Source organism: Sphingomonas sp. (genome assembly GCF_036387535.1).
Lineage (GTDB): Bacteria > Pseudomonadota > Alphaproteobacteria > Sphingomonadales > Sphingomonadaceae > Sphingomonas_R.
The window spans coordinates 36785-55167 of sequence record NZ_DASVTO010000061.1; the positions used below are offsets into that span (position 1 = coordinate 36785).

12 protein-coding genes and 1 pseudogene are annotated in these 18383 nt (G+C 67.5%); 4 read left to right on the forward strand and 9 right to left on the reverse strand.

From position 1 onward, the window contains the following. Window positions 1-47: 47 nt before the first annotated feature. The 3 genes from VF649_RS05295 to VF649_RS05305 form a co-directional block, all read right to left on the reverse strand. Complete coding sequence (locus VF649_RS05295; protein ID WP_331010917.1) at window positions 48-2543, reverse strand: PhoX family protein; 2496 nt, start codon at window positions 2541-2543, stop codon at window positions 48-50. 107 nt (window positions 2544-2650) lie between these two features. After that, a complete protein-coding gene (locus VF649_RS05300) occupies window positions 2651-3763 on the reverse strand; it encodes a glycerophosphodiester phosphodiesterase (protein ID WP_331010918.1) in 1113 nt (370 codons plus the stop codon). Beyond that, window positions 3763-6123 carry a TonB-dependent receptor gene (locus tag VF649_RS05305; protein ID WP_331010919.1) on the reverse strand — a complete coding sequence of 787 codons (2361 nt, stop codon included), beginning with the start codon at window positions 6121-6123 and terminating at the stop codon, window positions 3763-3765. The genes VF649_RS05300 and VF649_RS05305 overlap by 1 nt, the downstream gene beginning before the upstream one ends. Before the next feature lie 194 nt (window positions 6124-6317). Here VF649_RS05305 and VF649_RS05310 point away from each other — a divergent pair, with 194 nt between their 5' ends. Both VF649_RS05310 and VF649_RS05315 read left to right on the forward strand, forming a co-directional pair. Further along, entirely contained in the window at window positions 6318-7937 is a 1620-nt protein-coding gene (locus VF649_RS05310; RefSeq protein WP_331010920.1) for an alkaline phosphatase D family protein, read from the forward strand. A 118-nt stretch (window positions 7938-8055) separates the two neighbouring features. After that, complete coding sequence (locus tag VF649_RS05315) at window positions 8056-10395, forward strand: TonB-dependent receptor domain-containing protein (protein WP_331010921.1); 2340 nt, start codon at window positions 8056-8058, stop codon at window positions 10393-10395. Window positions 10396-10401: 6 nt separating this feature from the next. Here the strand turns inward: VF649_RS05315 and VF649_RS05320 are convergent, their stop codons facing one another. The 5 genes from VF649_RS05320 to VF649_RS05340 all read right to left on the reverse strand — a co-directional run bounded on the left by VF649_RS05320 (window position 10402) and on the right by VF649_RS05340 (window position 14929). After that, complete coding sequence (locus VF649_RS05320) at window positions 10402-10917, reverse strand: hypothetical protein (protein ID WP_331010922.1); 516 nt, start codon at window positions 10915-10917, stop codon at window positions 10402-10404. Window positions 10918-10985: 68 nt separating this feature from the next. Continuing rightward, entirely contained in the window at window positions 10986-11399 is a 414-nt protein-coding gene (locus VF649_RS05325; RefSeq protein ID WP_331010923.1) for a hypothetical protein, read from the reverse strand. 65 nt (window positions 11400-11464) lie between these two features. Beyond that, window positions 11465-12850, reverse strand: coding sequence for a dihydrolipoyl dehydrogenase (locus tag VF649_RS05330; protein WP_331010924.1), 1386 nt, complete (start codon window positions 12848-12850; stop codon window positions 11465-11467). A 10-nt stretch (window positions 12851-12860) separates the two neighbouring features. Then, on the reverse strand, window positions 12861-14063 hold the full coding sequence (locus VF649_RS05335) for a S41 family peptidase (protein ID WP_331010925.1): 1203 nt from the start codon (window positions 14061-14063) through the stop codon (window positions 12861-12863). After that, window positions 14060-14929, reverse strand: a complete 870-nt coding sequence (locus tag VF649_RS05340; RefSeq protein ID WP_331010926.1) for a hypothetical protein — start codon at window positions 14927-14929, stop codon at window positions 14060-14062. The genes VF649_RS05335 and VF649_RS05340 overlap by 4 nt, the downstream gene beginning before the upstream one ends. 99 nt (window positions 14930-15028) lie before the next feature. Here VF649_RS05340 and VF649_RS05345 point away from each other — a divergent pair, with 99 nt between their 5' ends. Both VF649_RS05345 and VF649_RS05350 read left to right on the forward strand, forming a co-directional pair. After that, a complete protein-coding gene (locus VF649_RS05345) occupies window positions 15029-15937 on the forward strand; it encodes an ROK family protein (protein WP_331010927.1) in 909 nt (302 codons plus the stop codon). A gap of 33 nt (window positions 15938-15970) precedes the next feature. Continuing rightward, complete coding sequence (locus VF649_RS05350) at window positions 15971-18232, forward strand: NADP-dependent malic enzyme (RefSeq protein WP_331010928.1); 2262 nt, start codon at window positions 15971-15973, stop codon at window positions 18230-18232. 29 nt (window positions 18233-18261) lie between these two features. Here VF649_RS05350 and VF649_RS05355 read toward each other — a convergent pair. Next, window positions 18262-18383: pseudogene (locus VF649_RS05355) on the reverse strand (IS630 family transposase); the annotation flags it as partial.

Genomic DNA, 18383 nt, shown 5'->3' on the forward strand with positions numbered 1-18383 from the left:
TGAAAAGTCGGTACCCCGGCCGTAAACCGGGGTACCGTTCCAAGCGATCAGAGGCCGATCAGCCCGCCATCGTTCCGGGTGATGACGATGGTAGCCGAGCGGGGACGCGCGCTGCCGGTGGTGGCGCCGGTTTGCGTCGCGGGCCAGCTGCTGCTGATCGCGGCGGGGGTGCCGCCTTCGCCGGGATGCTGGATGTTGACGAACAGCGCGCGGCCGTCGGGCGTGCTGTCGACGCCGGTGATCTCGCATTCCTTCGGTCCCACCAGGAAGCGACGGAGGGTTCCGCCCGGCGCCTTGCCGATGAAGGTCGACTGGCTGCGCGTGCTGTCGTCGGCACCCAGATTGACGATCGTGCGGGCGGCGCCGTCCCCGACCGTACCCGGCAACGCGGCCAGCATCATGCAGTTCGTCTGATCGGTGAAGGCGCCGTCGTCGGTCTGGATCCACAGCAGCGGATTGACCTGCCCCGTCGGATTGGTGGCGCGGGAGAACCAGAGACCGTCCGGGCTGGAAAAGTCGTTGGTGGCGTCGAGCCCGGACAGGTTGATGTTGGCGGGGTTGAGATCCGACCCCGCGCCGAAGGCATAGATGTCCCAGCGGAACGTCGTCGCTTCCGACGTATCCCCGGTTTCGCGCAGGCGGATGATGTGCCCGTTGGGATTGCCACGCTGCGCGGCGCCGTTCTTCGGATCATTATAATAGCGCGGGTTGGCGGCGTCGGTGCCGGCAAGCGTGCGCGAGCTGTTGTTGGTGAGCGTCAGATAGACTTCGCCGGTCTGCGGATTGACCGCGGTCCATTCCGGACGATCCATCCGCGTCGCGCCGAGCGCGTCGCCGGCAAGGCGCGCGTTGGCGAGGACGTCGGCCTGATCCGCGAAGGGATAGGCGGCGTTGGCGGCCGTCAACGGACCCTGTCCGAACACCAGCGGCAGCCAGACGCCGGCGCCGGTGGCGTCAAAGCGCGCGACGTAGAGCGTGCCGGCGTCGAGATATTTGTCACCCGTGGCGAGCCGGTCGGTCGGGGTGGCGTCCGCCGACGACCAGGGCGTGGCGGAGACGAACTTGTACAGATATTCGTTCTGCGCGTCGTCACCCATGTAGAAGGCGAGGCGGCGGCCGGCGACCGGCACCGACGGCCAGCAGCCTTCATGGTTCATGCGACCGAGCGCGGTGCGCTTGCGCGGGGTGGAGGTCGGCAGATAGGGATCGATTTCGACGACCCAGCCGAACTGGTTGGCTTCGTTGCGGAAATCGCCGCTGCCGTCCGCCGCCGCGCTGGCGACCGCATTGATGTTCCACCGGCTGTAGAGCGTGCTGGTGGCGTCGGCCGGTGTCACCGTGCTCCAGCGATTATTGCCCGGGCGGTTGGTGGTGACCGCAAGACCATAGCGGTTGAGCGCCACCACCGTCCTGGGCGCCGTCGCAGCGCGGACGGCATCATCGGTGGTGTCGCGACGGAAATAGCCGGCCCAGTTTTCCTCGCACGTCGTGTAGGTGCCCCACGGCATCAGGCCATTGGCGCAGTTGTTGATCGTGCCGCGGCCCCGCGTGCCATCGGTGGAAAAGCGGGTGCGCAGCAGCGCCGCGCCGCGGACCGGGCCGTTGAACTGCATCGGCGTGAGCGGCGTGATCCGGCGATTGAGCACGGAGTTCTGGACATAGGCCCAGGCGCCAGTCGTGCCTTTCGCGATCTCCACCACGCTGACGCCGTGGCATTCCATTTCCTTCAGCGCCTCCGCTTCGGGGCGGGCACCGCCCACCAGCGTCTGACCGTTCGGATGCAGATAGGCGGCCGTGATGTTTTCATGGTTCATCACCAGCAGGCCACGGCTGCTGTTGTTCGCATCCGGCGTGTTGGCACCCGCGAGCAGGCCGAAATAGGACATGCCGTCATGATGATCGCCGGCGCGGGCCGAAAAGCCGCTGTCGCTGCCGTCATTGGCAAAAGCGGTGGTGGATGCCGTGATCGGATCGCCCAGCCGGTAGAGAATGGTGACGGTATAGCCCGACGGCACCGCGACGACATCGGCCAGCGATTTGGGAACCGCCGTGAAGTCGAGCGTGGCTGGCGCGACGGTGATCGTGCTGTCCGCCGTGGCGGTGGCGCCGAAGCCGTCGGTCGCGGTGAAACGGAAGACGAGCGGTGTGGTGGTGGCGACGGCCGGCGCGATGAAGGTGGCCGAAGGCGTACCGGAGTTGGTGAGCGTGACCGTGGGACCCGATAGCTGCGTCCAGATCGTGCTGGAAACGCTGCCGCCCGGATCACTGGCGGTGCCGGCAAGCGTCACGAGCTTGCCCGAGGTGGTGGCGGCGCTTTGTCCCGCGGTGACGGTGGGCGGGCTGTTCCCCTCCGCATCCGACCCACAGCCGGACAGCAGGGTGGTGCCGAGCGCGGCCATGGTCAGCGCCGAGACGCCGCCGAACATCGTCTGGCGACGGGAATAGCGGCTGTCGACGATGTCTGCGAGCGTCGGCCCGGTGCTGCGGTTCGTGTCGATCCCACCGTCGCAATAGGGTTCGTCGAAAGAAAGGATGTCGTGCATGTCAGGGGGCCCCCGCCAGATCGGTTTCCACGTCTGGCTAGGGGCGTTCCACGTCAGTCCCGTGCAGTTTTGTTTACGGATTCATTACGGATCGGTCATGTTCCGGATCAGCCCGTCGGTTGCAACGCGGCCCTGCCGAGCGCGGGATCATCGGTGAAGAAGCCGTCGATGCCGGCCGCGACGTAGCGGCGGATCTCCGCGATCGATCCGGTCGGGTTGCGGGCGTCGTCACCGGCGTCGTCGCGGAAATCGGCCGCGAGGAAGCGGTTTTCGGGGCGGAACGTCCAGGGGTGGACCAGCAGCCCGGCAGCATGGGCATCCGCCACCAGCCGGGTGGGCCGATCCAACCGGCCATCGGGACGGAGCGGGATGATCGCACGCGTGGCGGGTGCAACGACATCGGCGTAGGTCGCCATGTCCCGCAGGCCGGCGGCGGTCGCCATCTGCGCGAAGCTGGTGGTGCCGCCCGCCTTTGCCACGTCGGCGGGCCGGACATCGCCGTCGCCGATCAGCTGGGCCAGCCGGAGATTGGCGGGGCGGCCGAGCCTGGACCGCAAATAGCGGAGGTTGGCGATTTCAAACGACTGCACCTCCACCGGCGCGCGGCGGGTATAATCATGCGCGGCAAGGGTCGCGATGAAGCGGTCCTCCAGCGGCATGCCGATGCCGGCGAAATAGGTGCCGTGCTTGAGTTCGGGGATCAGGCCGATCATGCGGCCGCGGGCGGCGGCCTCGGCGGCGGCGAAATCGATGATTTCCTCGAACGTCACCAGCTGGAACTGGCCGTCATAGCCGGCGCTGACCGGGCGGACCCGGCCCAGCCGCTCGACCGCGCGCAGCGTCTTCAGTTCGGCGAGCGTGAAATCCTCGCAGAACCAGCCGTCCTGCGCCTCACCATCCACGGTCTTGCGGGTGCGGCGGCCGGCGAACTCCGGATGGCGGGCGATGTCGGTGGTGCCGGCGATGTTGTTTTCGTGACGCGCGATCAGGATGCCGTCGCGGGTGACGACCAGATCGGGTTCGATGAAATCCGCGCCGTCCTGGATCGCCTTGGCATAGGCGGCCAGCGTATGTTCGGGGCGGAGCGCAGAGGCGCCGCGATGCGCGATCACCAGCGGGGTCGTGGCAGGGGCCGGCGCGGCGCGGGCGGTGGCGGCCAGCGCGGCGGCCCCCGCCACGGTGCCGAGAGCGCCGCGGCGGGTAAGACCATGGCCGCCCATCAGAAACCGACCGACAGCGTGGCGAACCACTGACGCGGGGCGATCGGGAAGGTGTTGTAGGTGAGCGATGCCGATCCGACACTGACCGTCGAGGTGCCGGTTTCCTTGGTGAGATTGGTCACGTTGACGCTGACCTCCGCCTTCTGCACGAACCCGGTGGGCGACATCGGAATGGTGTAGCCGATCCGTGCGCTGGCGAGGAAGTAGCTGGGTACGGCCTGGTCATTCGTATAGGTCGCGAACCGCTTGCCGACATAATCGCCGATCGCCTGGACATCGACCGGCCCGAGGCTGAGCGTCGCCACGGTCTTGTTGAGCCAGGTCGGCGAGCCCGGTACCTTCTTGCCCTCGGTCGGGACGGTGGTGGTGCCGGACTGGTAATTATCCTGGTAGATGGAGCGGTTGTAGGACAGCGCATTGTAGAGCGAGAAGCTCTGCCCGAACCGCAACGTCAGGGCGGCATCGACACCGTCGGTCTTCACCGAACCGACATTCTGGATGATCGCGGCGCCGCCCGCGATCGATCCGCCGGGCACCGCGTTGACGCCGAGCAGGCGATCCTTGAAGTCGACATGATAATAATTGATCTGGCCTTCGATGCCGGTCAGCGGGCCGAGCGCGACCGGGCGGCGGGTGCGGAGACCGGCTTCATAGGTCCAGGCGGTTTCGGGATCGACCTGATCCTTGAACAGATCGAACGCGGCCTGGCTGCCGAGGCTCCAGGGCGACAGGCCGCCGGCGCCGTAGGTCTGGAACTGACGCAGGTTGCGCTGGGCATTGACGAAGACCTGTTCGGTGGGCGTCGCATCCCATAACAGGCCGAGTTGCGGCAGGAACCACTTCTTGGTGGTGATCCGCCCTTCCGGCAGGCCGATCGACCCCGGCAGCGAGCCGACGATCGGCTGGACCGGGACGGTGCCCTTGCCGAATTGCAGGCTGGACTTGAACCCGGCCTGCACCGTCAGCGTCGGGATCGGCTTCCAGGCATCCTGGATATGGAATTGATAGACGTCGTTGCGGATCTCGCTGCCATATTGGGTGAAGAGCGGGTTGGTGGGGCGTTCATAGGGTGTGCTGGGATTGTTGACGTCAAGCGCATACCAGCGGCGATAGGCGGACGAGCTGTTGTTTTCGTACCAGCCGCCGAGTTCGATGCGGTGGTTGCCGAGTTCGACGTCGAGCGTCGAGATGACGCCGGCGCGGTCGATGCGATATTCGGTGGTGCGGGTCGCATAGCCGGAATTGCCGGTCTGCACCTTCAGATTCTGACCCGGGAAATAGAGCGCGAACAATGTGGGCAGGCTGGCGACGGTGATCGGCCCGGCGACGACGCCGTAGCCGTCATTATTGTGGTAATAGCCCTGGTTCGACCAGGTGACATTGTCCGCGATGGCCCAGTCATATTTGGCGTAGGCGAGGTAATCGGTGCGGATCGCGGCGCTGTAATAGTTGCGATAGTTGACCCCGTCCGCCGCCGGGGTGGCGCCGGTGGCGGAGAGATAGGTGAGCGCCGAGGCGAAATCCGGATAGAAGAAGGGCCGCGTATAGGGCTGGAACGTGGTGGTCGGGCTGCGAACCGTGCTGTCCTCGTTCGGTTCGGTCTTGTCGGAATAGGCGGCGTAGAGCGTCAGCTTGCCGTCGGCATCGTCATGGACGAACTTGGCGTTGGCCTGATACCCGCCCTGACGACCGTTGAAATCCCATGCGCGCGCCTTCTGCCGGACACCGGAAATGTAGAGGCTGTTGCCGTTGCCAAAGGTGCCGCTGTCGAGCCGGACGAAGGTGCGGGACGTGTCATAGCTGCCGATCGTCTGCGCGACGGCGAGGCCGCCTTCGCTGCGCGGATCGCTGCTGAACGTCTCGATTGCCCCGCCCAGATTGCTGGTGGACGGCGTGCCGAGATCGGCGGCGCCGGTCGACAGGATGACCGAGCCGACATTTTCCGAAATGACGGCGCGTTGCGGCGAGAGGCCGTTGTAATTGCCGTAATTCTGATCCCCGAGCGGGACGCCGTCGAAGGTGTAGCCGAGTTGCTGCGCATTGAAGCCGTGAATGAACAGCGAGGTGTTCTGTTCGTTGTTGCCCCAGGGATCGGCGGTGACGAAGGTGACGCCGGGCAGCGTCTGGATCGCCTTCAGCGGATTGATGCCGGGCAGGATCTTCTGGATTTCAGGGCCGGCGATCTGCGTGACCGACCGCGTGGTCTTGCCGGTGACGACGATGGTTTCGGCGGTTTCGGCATCGGCCGGCGCGGCGGCGGCAGGGATGTCGGCGGCCGGCGCGGCCACCGCGTTGCCCGCGAGCAGGGCCGCGGCGGCGACGCCGGTCAGGCAGGCGCGACGGGTCGTGTAAAGGATCATGGCAAGTCCCCGGAAAAAGGTACGGGCTCCTTCAGGCGGGAGCGTCGAGCCGGCGCTTCGGCCTGATCCATGTCAGTTGCATGAAAGCCGCAAGACGGTTCCGAGACATGACGGCGATGTCACGCACCGCTGTCATCGTTGCGTCTTCTACGAAGATTAGGCGCCGAGGCCGAACCGTTTGCCGAGGCCCTGCCATGATCCAGATCGACCGCCGCCTGCTCCTTCGTTCGTCCTTGCTGGGGTTGGGTGCAGCGGCCGTGCCGGGCTGGGCACTGGCACCGCAGGTCGGGTTCACCCACCATGTGGCCAGCGGTGAGCCGGGACCGACATCGATCCTGCTATGGACCCGGTTCGTGGGGAAAGCGGACGAGAGCCGGCTGCGGGTCGAGCTTTCCGAGCGGCCGGATTTCGCGCGGATCGCGGGTGGCGGCGACGGCGTCGCGCAGGCCGAGCATGACCATATCGTCAAGATCACCGTCACGGGGCTGACCCCCGATCGCTGGTATCATTACCGTTTCATCGCGCCGGACGGCACGGTGTCACCGGTCGGCCGGACCCGGACACTGCCGGTGGGCGAGACGCGCGCGTTCAACCTGGGCGTCTTTTCCTGTTCCAACATCGGCTTTGGCTATTTCAACGCCTATGGCCATGCGGCGGCGCGGCGCGACATCGACCTGATGCTGCACCTGGGCGATTATCAATATGAATATCGCCGCGGCGAATATCCGGACGCGGCCGAAACCCCGCCTGGCCGGCTGGTCGAACCGGCGGAGGCCACCGTCCATCTGGCGGAATATCGCGCGCGTTATGCGGCCTATCGCCGTGACCCGAGCCTGCAGGCGCTGCATGCGCGGTTCCCGATGATCCTGATGTGGGATGACCATGAAAGCGCGAACGACAGCTGGGAAGGCGGGGCGGAACATCACGACCCGGCGACCGACGGCCCGTGGAGCGTGCGCAAGGCGGCGGCGGTGCGGGCCTATCGCGAATGGATGCCGGTATCAGACGATGACTGGGCGGAATACCGGATCGGCGATCTGGCGGCGCTGTTCCGGCCGGAGGAGCGACTGACCGCGCGGACCAAGCAGTTGAGCCTGGTCGCGACCGCGATGGCGGGCAAGGCGGATCTGAACGCCGCGCTGGCGCGGTTCCGGGACGGGCCATGGTCCGATCCGGCGCACACGCTGATGGGGCCGAAGCAGGAGGCGTGGTTCGCCGCGCGGATGCAGGCGGCAGCGAAGACGACCAAATGGCAGGTGTTCGCGCAGCAGGTGAATGTCGGGCTGACGCGGATGCCCGACGTGGCGGCGGAGTGGCTGCCGAAAGACGCCGCGCCCGGCATATCGGCCTATATCCAGGCAGCGATCGCGGGCGCGAAGCTGGGTCTGCCGTTCAACATGGACAGCTGGAACGGCTATCCCGCGGCGCGATCACGGATGCTGAAGACCGGGCTGGATGCGGACGCCAATCTGGTCGTGCTGTCGGGAGACAGCCACAATGCGTGGGCATTCGACCTGATCGAGGACGGCGCGCCGGCGGGGGTGGAATTTGGCGGGCACAGCGTCACGTCGCCCGGTTATGAATCCGAACTGCGCGGTGTCGATCCGGCGCGGGTCGCGACGGCGCTGGTGACGGCCAGCCCCGAACTGCGCTGGGCCGACACCGCGCGGCGCGGCTACATGACCGTCGCGCTGACACCGGAACGCGTGACGACCGAATGGCTGTTCCTGGACACGATCCGCACGCCGTCGCTGGCGCTGTCCGGCCGGCACCGGGCCAGCGTGCGTCGCGGCGCCCGGCGGCTGGAAGTGTGACGGATCCGCAACGATTGTCATCAATCCGTCGCGGGACAGTCATCGCACTGACAAGTGGGACGGCCATGCGCGGCCAGCGCGAGATGTGCATCGGCATCCGCGCCCAAGGGGAATGATCATGACTGCCCATCGCGCCTGCCTGCTTGCCGGAACCGCTTTCCTTGTCCTGTCCGCCGCGTCGGCGCGCGCGGAGGATGTGCCCGCCGCAGCGCCGGCGGATGCCGCCGCCGCCGCCGACATGGGTGCCGCCGATCCCGCCGACGGATCCGAGATCGTGGTGCTGGGTTTCGGCCAGGCGCGGCAGGTGCAGACGATCACCAGCCGCGACATCGCGGTGCTGACCCCGGGTACGACGCCGTTGAAGGCGATCGCCAAGCTGCCCGGCGTCAATTTCCAGACCGCGGACGCGTTCGGTGCCTATGAATGGTCGTCGCGCATCTCGATCCGCGGGTTCAACCAGAACCAGCTGGGCTTCACGCTGGACGGCGTGCCGCTGGGCGACATGAGCTATGGCAACAGCAACGGCCTGCACATCAGCCGCGCGATCATTTCGGAAAATCTGGGATCGACGTCGGTCGCGCAGGGCGCCGGCGCGCTGGGCACCGCATCGACCGGCAATCTGGGTGGCACCATCCTGTTCACGTCGCGGGCGCCGTCCGAGGACACGGACATCGCGGTGTCGGGTACCTATGGCAGCGATGCTACCTATCGCGGGTTCGTGCGGCTGGACAGTGGTGACCTGACCGGTAACGGGCTGAAGGGGTATGTCAGCTATGGCTATCTGAAAACCGACAAGTGGAAGGGGTTCGGCGAACAGCGTCAGCACCAGGTGAACGTCAAGCTGGTTCAGGACCTGGGCGACCGTGGCAGCATCAGCGGCTTCTTCAACTTCTCCGACCGGCGGGAGCAGGATTATCAGGATCTGAGCCTGGGGCTGATCAACCGGCTGGGCTACGGCCTGGACAATATCGCCAACGACTTCCCGTTGGCGACGCGATTGGCGCAGGTGTATCAGAACCAGGCGACGCGCGCCGCGTCACCGACCGCGGCATTGCCCTATCCGACGATCGGGCTGGTGTTCCCGGCCCCGTATCAGACGGTCGACGATTCCTATTTCGATGCCGCCGGGTTGCGGCGCGATTATCTGGGCGGGGCGACGTTCGACGGCAAGCTGACGGATGCGCTGTCGGTGCAGCTGACCGGATATTTCCACAACAATCACGGCCAGGGATTGTGGTTCCTGCCCTATACGCCGACGCCGGGCGGATCGCCGCTGTCGGTCCGATCGACCGAATATGACATCACGCGCGGCGGAGCGCTCGGCCATATCGCCTATGAAACCGGCCCCAACCGGCTGGAGATCGGCGGCTGGTACGAATCCAACGCGTTCCGCAATGCGCGCCGGTTCTACGGCCTGGCCAACCAGGCGACACCGTCGCGCGACGCGCTGTCGTTCCAGTCCGATCCGTTCGCCACGCAGTTCGACGTGAAGTTCGATACGACCACCGCGCTCTATTATGTGTCGGACCGGCTGGAGCTGGGCGACCTGACGCTGAATGGCGGATGGAAGGGGTACAAGGTCACCAACCGCGCGAACCGGCTGGTCGGGACGCTGGCGTCGGGCACGATCGATGCGAAGGACTATTTCCTGCCGCAGGCCGGTGCGGTCTACACGATCGGCGGTGGTGCGGAACTGTTCGCCACCTTCACCCAGAACATGCGCGCGTTCACGTCGGCCGCGGTCGGCGGATCGCCGTTCGCGACCACGCAGGCCGGGTTCGACCTGATCCGCAATTCGTTGAAGCCCGAACGGTCGAACAGCTATGAGGTCGGCGGACGGTTCCGCGCCGGCGGTTTCCAGGGGTCGGCCGCGGCCTATTATGTCGATTTTTCCAACCGGCTGCTGTCGCTGGTGAACGGGGTCGCGTCGGTCGGCAATCCGACGACGCTGCAGAATGTCGGCGACGTCCGCAATTACGGGTTCGAGGCGACCGCGCTCTACAAGCTGATGCCGGTGCTGTCGCTGTTCGCGTCCTATTCCTATAACAGTTCGGAATATCGCGACGATGTGCTGAACACCAACGGATCGCTGAATACCGCGACCGCGGGCAAGACCGTACCCGACAGCCCCGAGCACATGGTGAAGGGCGAGATCGTCTATGACGACAGCCGTTTCCTGGCGCGGATCGGTGCGGACTACATGTCGAAGCGCTACTTCACCTATGAGAACGACCAGTCGGTGCCGGGACGCGTGCTGCTGGATGCGACGATCGGCTATACCTTCGCCACCGAGGGGCCGCTGAAGGGCTTTGCGATCGAGGGCAGCGTCACCAACCTGACCGACAAGAAATATGTCTCGACCGTCGGCAGCAACGGCTTCGGCCCGCGCGGCGACAACCAGACCTTGTTGGCAGGGGCGCCGCGGCAGTTCTTCGTGACGCTCCGCCGCGGCTTCTGACGCCGGTCAGCCGAACAGCCAGCGGCCGAGCATCCGGCCGAACGGGAAGGTGAAGGCACCGGCGATCAGCAATGCGCCGGTGACCAACCCACGGATCAGGCGACGGTGGCGCGCGATTTGATGCCGCCGCGCGCTGATCACCATGGCGGGGACCATCAGGAGGGTCCCCGCCGACAGGATGTGGATCGCACTGAAACCACCGCTGGTGCGGATCGTGAAGCTGAGCGCCGCGGTCAGCACCATCGCGACGGCCCAGATTCGGCCCAGCCGGCGATGGCGGCGATCCCCGCGCCGGCGGAGCAGCATGATGGGTGTCAGCCCGAGCGCCACGACGATGGTGGCGAGGTGGAGCCAGACATTGGCCGGAACCAGCGCCCATTGCGCCTGGCCCCGCGCCAGAGCGGCGACAACGCAGGCGAGCAGTGCGATCGATCCGAAGGCGAGCAGGCGTTCATACGTATCGGGGGCCAGCGGATACGCCGCCGTTGCGTCCGCCGGAACGGATTCGATCTGTGTCGCCATGGTCGTGCGTTCCCCCCGGATGATGCGGTGAGAGATTTTACGCTACGGACCTGTCGAGGCAAGCGGGATCAGGGCGCGTCCGGTGATGCCTGACGCCGATCATAATCGCGTTCGGCGCGGGCCTTTGCCAGAAACTGCTGAAAACACCCGGTCTGTCCGTTCGAACCGCCGGTGTTGCAGCTGTTCGGCAGGCCCTGGCGGTTGACATATTCCAGGTCGAGCGAGCGTGCACCCCATGCCATGGCGGGTTGATCCGATTTCGGCTTGTTCCGAAAGCGCTTGGGCAGGCGGTAGCGCTCGTTTTCGGGCATGCGCGCGCAGATCACGATCTCGTCGCCGGTGCTGCGCGGGCAGGGGTCGCTGCCGAACACGGTCAACTGTGAAATCCGTTCGGGTGGCGTGGCGCTGACCTTGGGCATGTCCTGCGCCCCGACGGGAGTAGCGACCGCGACCAGCAGCGGCAGGAAAGCAAGCGTCTTCATCACGGCAACCTCTTTCGAACGGGACGTGCAGCAAAGGGTGCGGCGCCTGAGCCGAAGCTGAACGATCAACGGTCGCACCGATCCAGCACCGTCAGCGCGTCGCGCGCCGCGCGTTGCAGGATTTCAGGGATGGTAGGGTGATAATAAGGCTGGTCGGCAAGATCGCCCAGCGACAGCCCGGCGGACAGGGCGAGGGCGAGCAGATGACCGATCTGTTCCGCATCCAGGCCGACGATGGCTCCGCCGAGCAGCTCCCCATCGCAATCGGCATAGAGCCGGAGCAGGCCATCGCCGCCGCCGTCGATATGGACGCGGCCATTATCCTGGAAGGTGGCGGTGCCGACGATGGTATCGGACGGCAGCGCATCATGCGAACAGCCGACCGCCACGATCTGCGGATCCGTGAAGATGACGCTGAATGCCGGCAGGATCGGATCGCGGCGCATGGCGGCCGGGCAGGCAGCATTATGCCCGGCGAGCCGGCCGGAGCGTGCGGCTTCGTGCAGGACCGGACGACAGCCGCGTGCGTCGCCCGCGACGAAGATACGGCTGTCGCCGCAACGACCGGTGGCGGCGTCGAAATGCGGCGTGCCATGATCGTCGCGGGCCAGGCCGCTGGCGTCCAGCCCGATGCCGTCCAGTGCAGGCGGCCGACCGACTGCGGCGAGAATGCAGTCAAAGGTTCCTTCGCCGCTGCTGTCGCCATCCCAGCGGAGATGCGCGCCGGTGGGGGTCGGCGTGGCGGTGCGGAGTTCACTGCCAAGCCGGAAATCGATGTCCGTCGACAGCCGCGCGCGTGCGACGCGCTGGACGTCGGGATCGGCGATGTTGCCGATGGCGGCAGCCTTGTCGATCAGCGTGACGCGCGTGCCCAGCCGGGCGAAGGCGGCGGCAAGTTCCAGCCCGATCGCCCCGGCCCCCAGCACCGCCAGCGTGGCGGGCGGCCTGGCGATGTCGAAGATCGTATCGCTGCTGTGAACCCAGGCGCGCACCGGATCGAGCAGATCCGGCAAGGTCGGCGCGGTGCCGACCGCGATCACGATGGCGGCCGCGGCCACATCGGGACCGTGCGTCACCGCGAGCCGATCGGGTGCGACGAAGCGGGCGCGGCCGGTGATGCGGCGATCGGCCGGGATGGCATGCACGTCCTTCAGGACGGCGCCGACGAAATAATCGCGTTCGCGGCGGACGCGGTCCATGACCGCAGCGCCGTCCACGACGACCTCGCCCACCCGGATTCCGAAACCGGCGGCCTGGCGTGCATGATGGGCGGACCGGGCGGCCGCGATCAACGCCTTTGACGGCATGCAGCCGGCGCGGGCGCAGAGCGTGCCGCCGGGGCCCGGATCGATCAGCACGGCGTGCGCACCGGCATCGGTGGCCGCACGGTAGGCGGCGAGCCCGGCGGTGCCGGCGCCCAGGATGGCGACGTCGCAGTCGATACAGTTCATGGCTTTGGTCTCATCCTCCGTTCAACATCGAAGCGGGTGTGGCGGGCCCGACCGCTATGGCCGAACGGAGCAGGGCCGTCGCGCGGATCATGGCCGGGTCGACGCCGGCGCGCAGTTGCGCCAGCGATTGGGACACGGGAATAGCGGGTGTGATCCCGACCCCCTCGAGCCGGCGGTCGGCGGCGGTGCGAATATCGAAGACCGCCACCCAGAGTTCGCCGCCGTCCGGCAAGGCGGTGCGCGCGGCGCCGGTGACGGCACCAGCGGTGGGTTCGCCGATCACCCGGCCACGGCCGCTGTCCTGAACCAGCGCGGCCAGTATTTCCGCGCCGCTGGCGCTGCGCGGGCCGACCAGCACGGCGACCGGGCCCAAAAAGGCACGGCGGCGGGCCGGGACGATCGGGATGGCGAGCGTGCGGCCGCGGGCGACGCGTTTGAGGAGCGTGCGTCTTTCGGGGAACAGCAGCCCGGCAACCCGTGCGACCGCCAGCGCCTCGCCGCCTTCATTGTCGCGCAGGTCGAGGATGAGGGCGGCGGGCGGGTCTTCGTCCAACCGGTCGGCGATCCAGCGGGCGGTGTCGTCCTCGAACGCCTCGAACCCGATCAGCAGCATGTCGTCGGGCAGCCGGGTCGCGCGGCGTGCGGGTTCGGGCGGCAGCAGCACGCTGACCAGATCGAGCGTGCGGGGGCGATCGGCGAGATCGCGGAAGGTGAAACGGCCATGCTGGCCGGGCGCGGGGTGCCAATCCTCGTCGATGGCATGGCCATCCACCGCGGTCAGCACCCAGCCCGGGCGAACACCGGCGGCCGCGGCCGGACCGCCCGCGCGGACGGACAGCACGCGCCACGCACCGTCGATCGGATAGGTCGACAGGCCGAACTGCGCGCTGTCGGTCCCGGCGTCGCGCGCGGCGTCATAACGCACGGCATCCGGCGCGCGGATATAGACATGGCTGTCGCCGACCGTGGCAAGCATCGCCGACAGGATACGGTACAGCGCCGCGCCGTCGGCTGCGGCGAGCGCCTGCGGACGGTATCGGGCATAGGCGTCGTTCCAGGCATCGCCCAGCCGGTCGCGATCCCAGTAGCGGCGGTCGACCTCGTCCCAGACCTGGTCGAACAGCCGGGCGTTCCGATCCGCGCCGGTGAGCGGCGCGGCGGCGGCCAGCGCGACGCCCGCAAATCCGGTCAGGACAGCACGCCGGGTCGTCATGCGCAGAACAGGGTCAGCAGGCGGGTCCTGGGCACGAACCAGATATCCGGACAGCGCGCGAGCAGATCGCGACCCAGCGTGACCGCCGCGATCGCGCGCTGTGGCGGCGCCCGTCGTGCGGTCACGCGGATATCGGCCGGTTCGGGCGGCGTGGTGCCGGGAATTGGGGGCAGCAGGGTATCGCCGCGGAAGTCGGTGGTGCGGACGAGCAGACGATCGACGGAAAAACCCGCCAGGGCGACCGGGCGATCCAGCGTCATGCTGCGGACCGGACGCGGAATGCCGAATGCGCGTGTCTCGGTGGCCTGCGTTCCCGTGAAATGTCCGCCGCCGGCGCGGGCGAGGGCCGCAGCGCCGGCACCGGTGGCCAGGGTCGCATCATGCGCCAGCGTGAACAGGACCAGCACCGAGCCGCCCGCGGTGGCGCCGCGGGTGAACAGGCCGAAGCCGGGTCGGCGTTCCAGGCGGAGCGAGATCGGACGCGTCGCCCCGGTTGCGCCGCGGATGAAGCGGATTTCCGCAAACGGCAGCAGATCGGGCGCGATTTCCCCATCGACGCCGGAACAGCAGGGATTGGGATAGCTGGACGCGGTGACGGGGACCGCGCGGCCGGCGATCGTGAGCATTGCGGGCGCGACGCGGCCCGGCACCATGACCCGGCCGACCTGCGCACCGCCATCGGATTCGAACGCCAGCCGCCGCAGGCGCGCCGCGGCATCGGGATTGAGTTCGACCACGGCATGCTGATCCAGCGCGACGCGCAGCCGGAGCGGAACGCCGTCGATGGCGGCATCCACCACCGGATCGTCACGATCCAGCGTCAGTGTGGCCGGCGCGGCGGCAGCCAGAAGGAACGCGATGAGCATGACAACGCATGTGGGTATGGCGTCCACAAACGTCATCCGGTAGCGGCAACCGCGCCAAAGGTCTTGCCAAAGCCGGCCGGTCCGCCGCAAAAGCGCGCCATGACCGAACCTCTTTATGCCGGCGTCGAGCTGGGTGGCACCAAATGCATCTGCATCCTGGCATCCGGACCGGATCAGGTGCTGGCGACCGCGAAAGTGGATACGACCGATCCCGAAACGACGATGGCGGGGATCGCCGCGGTGCTGGCCGAATGGAATGTCGGCACGCGCGCGCAGGCCCTGGGCATCGGCAGTTTCGGGCCGCTGGAACTGGACCCCACCGCCCCCGATTATGGGCGGATCGTGCGGACGCCCAAGCCCGGCTGGTCGGATACCGACGTGGCGGGCCGGCTGGGCGCGGCGACCGGATTGCCGGTGATGCTGGACACCGATGTCGCGGGCGCGGCGCTGGCGGAGGCGCGCTGGGGCGCGGCGCAGGGGTTGTCGACCCATGCCTATGTGACCGTGGGGACCGGGATCGGTGTCGGGATCGTCGCGGGCGGGCAGACGGTGCGCGGTCTGGGCCATCCCGAAGCCGGCCATTTGCGGATCGCGCGGATGCCGGGCGACAACTGGCCCGGAAACTGCCCCTATCATGGCGATTGCGTCGAGGGGCTGGCCGCGGGGCCGGCAATCGAGGCGCGGGCGGGCTGCCATGCGGCGACGCTGGGCCCCGACGATGCCGTGTGGACCGGGGTGGTGCATGCGGTGGCGATGCTGCTGCACAACATCGTGCTGACCACCGCGCCGCAGCGCATCCTGCTGGGCGGGGGCGTGCCGACCAAGCAACCGCAACTGATCCCGCAGATCCGGACCGCGCTGGTCGAAAGCCTGGGCGGCTATGCACAGGCCGGACGGATCGCCGACGACATCGCGCAGTTCGTGGCGGCGCCGGCGTTGGGCGACATGGCCGGACCGCTGGGTGCGATCGCGCTGGCGGCACTGGCAATCCGCGACGGGGTTGCCTAGAGCGGCGCCGCGCATCGAGAAGGACGTTACGGCATGGATGATGATTTTCGGCAGGCAGCCCTGGATTATCATCGCTATCCGCATCCGGGAAAATTGTCGGTCGAACCGACCAAGCGCATGGCGAACCAGCGCGATCTGGCGCTGGCCTATTCCCCCGGGGTCGCCGCAGCGTGCGAAGCGATCGTCGCCGATCCGGACCAGGCCCGCGAACTGACCGCGCGTGGCAATCTGGTCGCGGTGATCTCCAACGGGACCGCGGTGCTCGGGCTGGGCAATATCGGGCCGCTGGCGGGCAAGCCGGTGATGGAGGGCAAGGCCGTCCTGTTCAAGAAATTCGCGGGGCTCGATGTGTTCGACATCGAGGTGGATGCCACCGATCCCGACCATTTCGTCGAGGTGGTGGCCGCGCTGGAGCCGACGTTCGGCGGCATCAACCTGGAAGACATCAAGGCGCCGGAATGCTTTGCGATCGAGGCGAAGCTGCGCGCGCGGATGAACATCCCGGTGTTTCACGACGATCAGCACGGTACCGCGATCGTGGTGGCGGCCGCGGTGCGCAACGCATTGCTGTTGCAGGGCAAGCGGATCGAGGACGCGCGGCTGGTGACGTCGGGCGCCGGCGCGGCGGCGCTGGCCTGTGTCGACCTGCTGGTCGCGATGGGGATGCAGATCGACAATGTGACGATCACCGACATCAAGGGCGTGATCTACAAGGACCGCGATGCCGACATGCTGCCCAACATGGCGCGCTATGCCCGGACGACGGATGCGCGAACGCTGGGCGAAGTGGTGGCGGGGGCCGACATCTTCCTGGGCCTGTCCGCGCCGCGGGTGTTCAAGCCGGAATGGCTGCCGCTGCTGGCGGACAAGCCGCTGATCCTGGCGATGGCGAACCCCGAGCCGGAGATCCTGCCCGAACTGATCGCGGAGCATCGCCCGGACGCGATCGTGGCGACCGGACGGTCGGATTATCCGAACCAGGTCAACAACGTGCTGTGTTTCCCCTATATCTTCCGCGGGGCGCTGGATTGCGGGGCGACCGCGATCACGCCGGGGATGGAGATTGCGGCGGTCGAGGCGATCGCGGCGCTGGCGCGGGCGGAACCGGACGAGACGGTGGCGCGCGCCTATGGCGGGCGGTCGCTGCTGTTCGGGCCGGGACACATCATCCCGGCGCCGTTCGATCCGCGGCTGGCGACCGAAGTCGCGCCGGCGGTGGCGCGGGCGGCGGCGGCCGACGGGGTGGCGACGCGCCCGATCACCGATTTCGAAGCCTATCGCCGCAAGCTGCAGGTCTTCACCTATCGGTCGAACCAGCTGATGACGCCGGTGTTCGAGCGCGCGCGCGGCGAAACCAAGCGCATCGCCTATGCCGAGGCGGAGGATGAACGCATCCTGCGCGCGGCACAGATCGTGGTGGATGAACGGCTGGCCAAGCCGGTGCTGGTCGGGCGGCGCGATGTCATCATGCAGCGAATCACGGCGCTGGGCCTGCGCATCCGCGAGGGCGAGGATATCGAGATCGTCGACCCCGCGGCGGACGAGGCGCTGTTCGCGCCGCTGATCCCGCACTATCAGACGCTGGTCGATCGCAAGGGCGTGACACCGGCGGCGGCGGAGCGGCGGCTGCGCAACCGGCCGGCGGTGGCGGCGGCGATGCTGTTGAAGACCGGGCATGTCGAAGCCGCGCTGTGCGGTGGCAGCGCCGACTGGTGGCAGCAGACCGCCTATGTCCTGCCGATCATTCCACGCCGGGCCGATGTGACGCGGGTGTCGGCAATGACCGCGCTGATCGTCGGTGAACGGACGCTGTTCTTCTGCGACACGCATATGAACGTCGATCCATGTGCGGAAGAAGTGGCCGAAATGGCGGTGCTGGCCGCGCGCGCGGTGCGCGGGTTCGGGATCGTGCCGAAAGGCGCGCTGCTGTCGCACAGCAATTTCGGTGCCTCCAATTCCCCGCAGGCGCGCAAGATGCGCGATGCGTTGAAGCGGATCCGGGTGCTGGACCCCGAGTTGGAGATCGATGGCGAGATGCACGCCGATGCCGCGTTGAGCGCGCCGCTGCGCGAACGGATCGTGGGATCGAGCGCATTGACCGACAGCGCCAACCTGCTGGTGTTCCCGACGCTGGACGCGGCCAATATCTCGATGACGCTGCTGGCGGCATCCGCGGAGGGGCTGGTGGTCGGGCCGATGCTGCTCGGCATGTCGAAGCCGATCCATGTGCTGACATCGGCGGCGACCGCGCGGACGGTGGTGAACATGACCGCGCTGGCGGTGGCCGCGGGATAGCGGGTTCGCTGCGCTAGAGCGTGACCGGATCACGTTGGTGCGTACCCTGAGTTGACGAGGTAGTTGCTGCATTCGTCGGGCGAGAAGCAGTCGAGGAGGGAGCCGATACGCTTCCATGTTGCATCGACGGATCGCTCGTCTGCTTTGCGCA

Coding starts and splice junctions, on each gene's coding strand:
- VF649_RS05295 (WP_331010917.1), bottom strand. CDS start 2,543: ATGCACGACATCCTTTCTTTCGACGAACCCTATTGCGACGGTGGGATC.
- VF649_RS05310 (WP_331010920.1), top strand. CDS start 6,318: ATGATCCAGATCGACCGCCGCCTGCTCCTTCGTTCGTCCTTGCTGGGG.
- VF649_RS05320 (WP_331010922.1), bottom strand. CDS start 10,917: ATGGCGACACAGATCGAATCCGTTCCGGCGGACGCAACGGCGGCGTAT.
- VF649_RS05300 (WP_331010918.1), bottom strand. CDS start 3,763: ATGGGCGGCCATGGTCTTACCCGCCGCGGCGCTCTCGGCACCGTGGCG.
- VF649_RS05340 (WP_331010926.1), bottom strand. CDS start 14,929: ATGCTCATCGCGTTCCTTCTGGCTGCCGCCGCGCCGGCCACACTGACG.
- VF649_RS05330 (WP_331010924.1), bottom strand. CDS start 12,850: ATGAACTGTATCGACTGCGACGTCGCCATCCTGGGCGCCGGCACCGCC.
- VF649_RS05305 (WP_331010919.1), bottom strand. CDS start 6,123: ATGATCCTTTACACGACCCGTCGCGCCTGCCTGACCGGCGTCGCCGCC.
- VF649_RS05325 (WP_331010923.1), bottom strand. CDS start 11,399: ATGAAGACGCTTGCTTTCCTGCCGCTGCTGGTCGCGGTCGCTACTCCC.
- VF649_RS05350 (WP_331010928.1), top strand. CDS start 15,971: ATGGATGATGATTTTCGGCAGGCAGCCCTGGATTATCATCGCTATCCG.
- VF649_RS05345 (WP_331010927.1), top strand. CDS start 15,029: ATGACCGAACCTCTTTATGCCGGCGTCGAGCTGGGTGGCACCAAATGC.
- VF649_RS05315 (WP_331010921.1), top strand. CDS start 8,056: ATGACTGCCCATCGCGCCTGCCTGCTTGCCGGAACCGCTTTCCTTGTC.
- VF649_RS05335 (WP_331010925.1), bottom strand. CDS start 14,063: ATGACGACCCGGCGTGCTGTCCTGACCGGATTTGCGGGCGTCGCGCTG.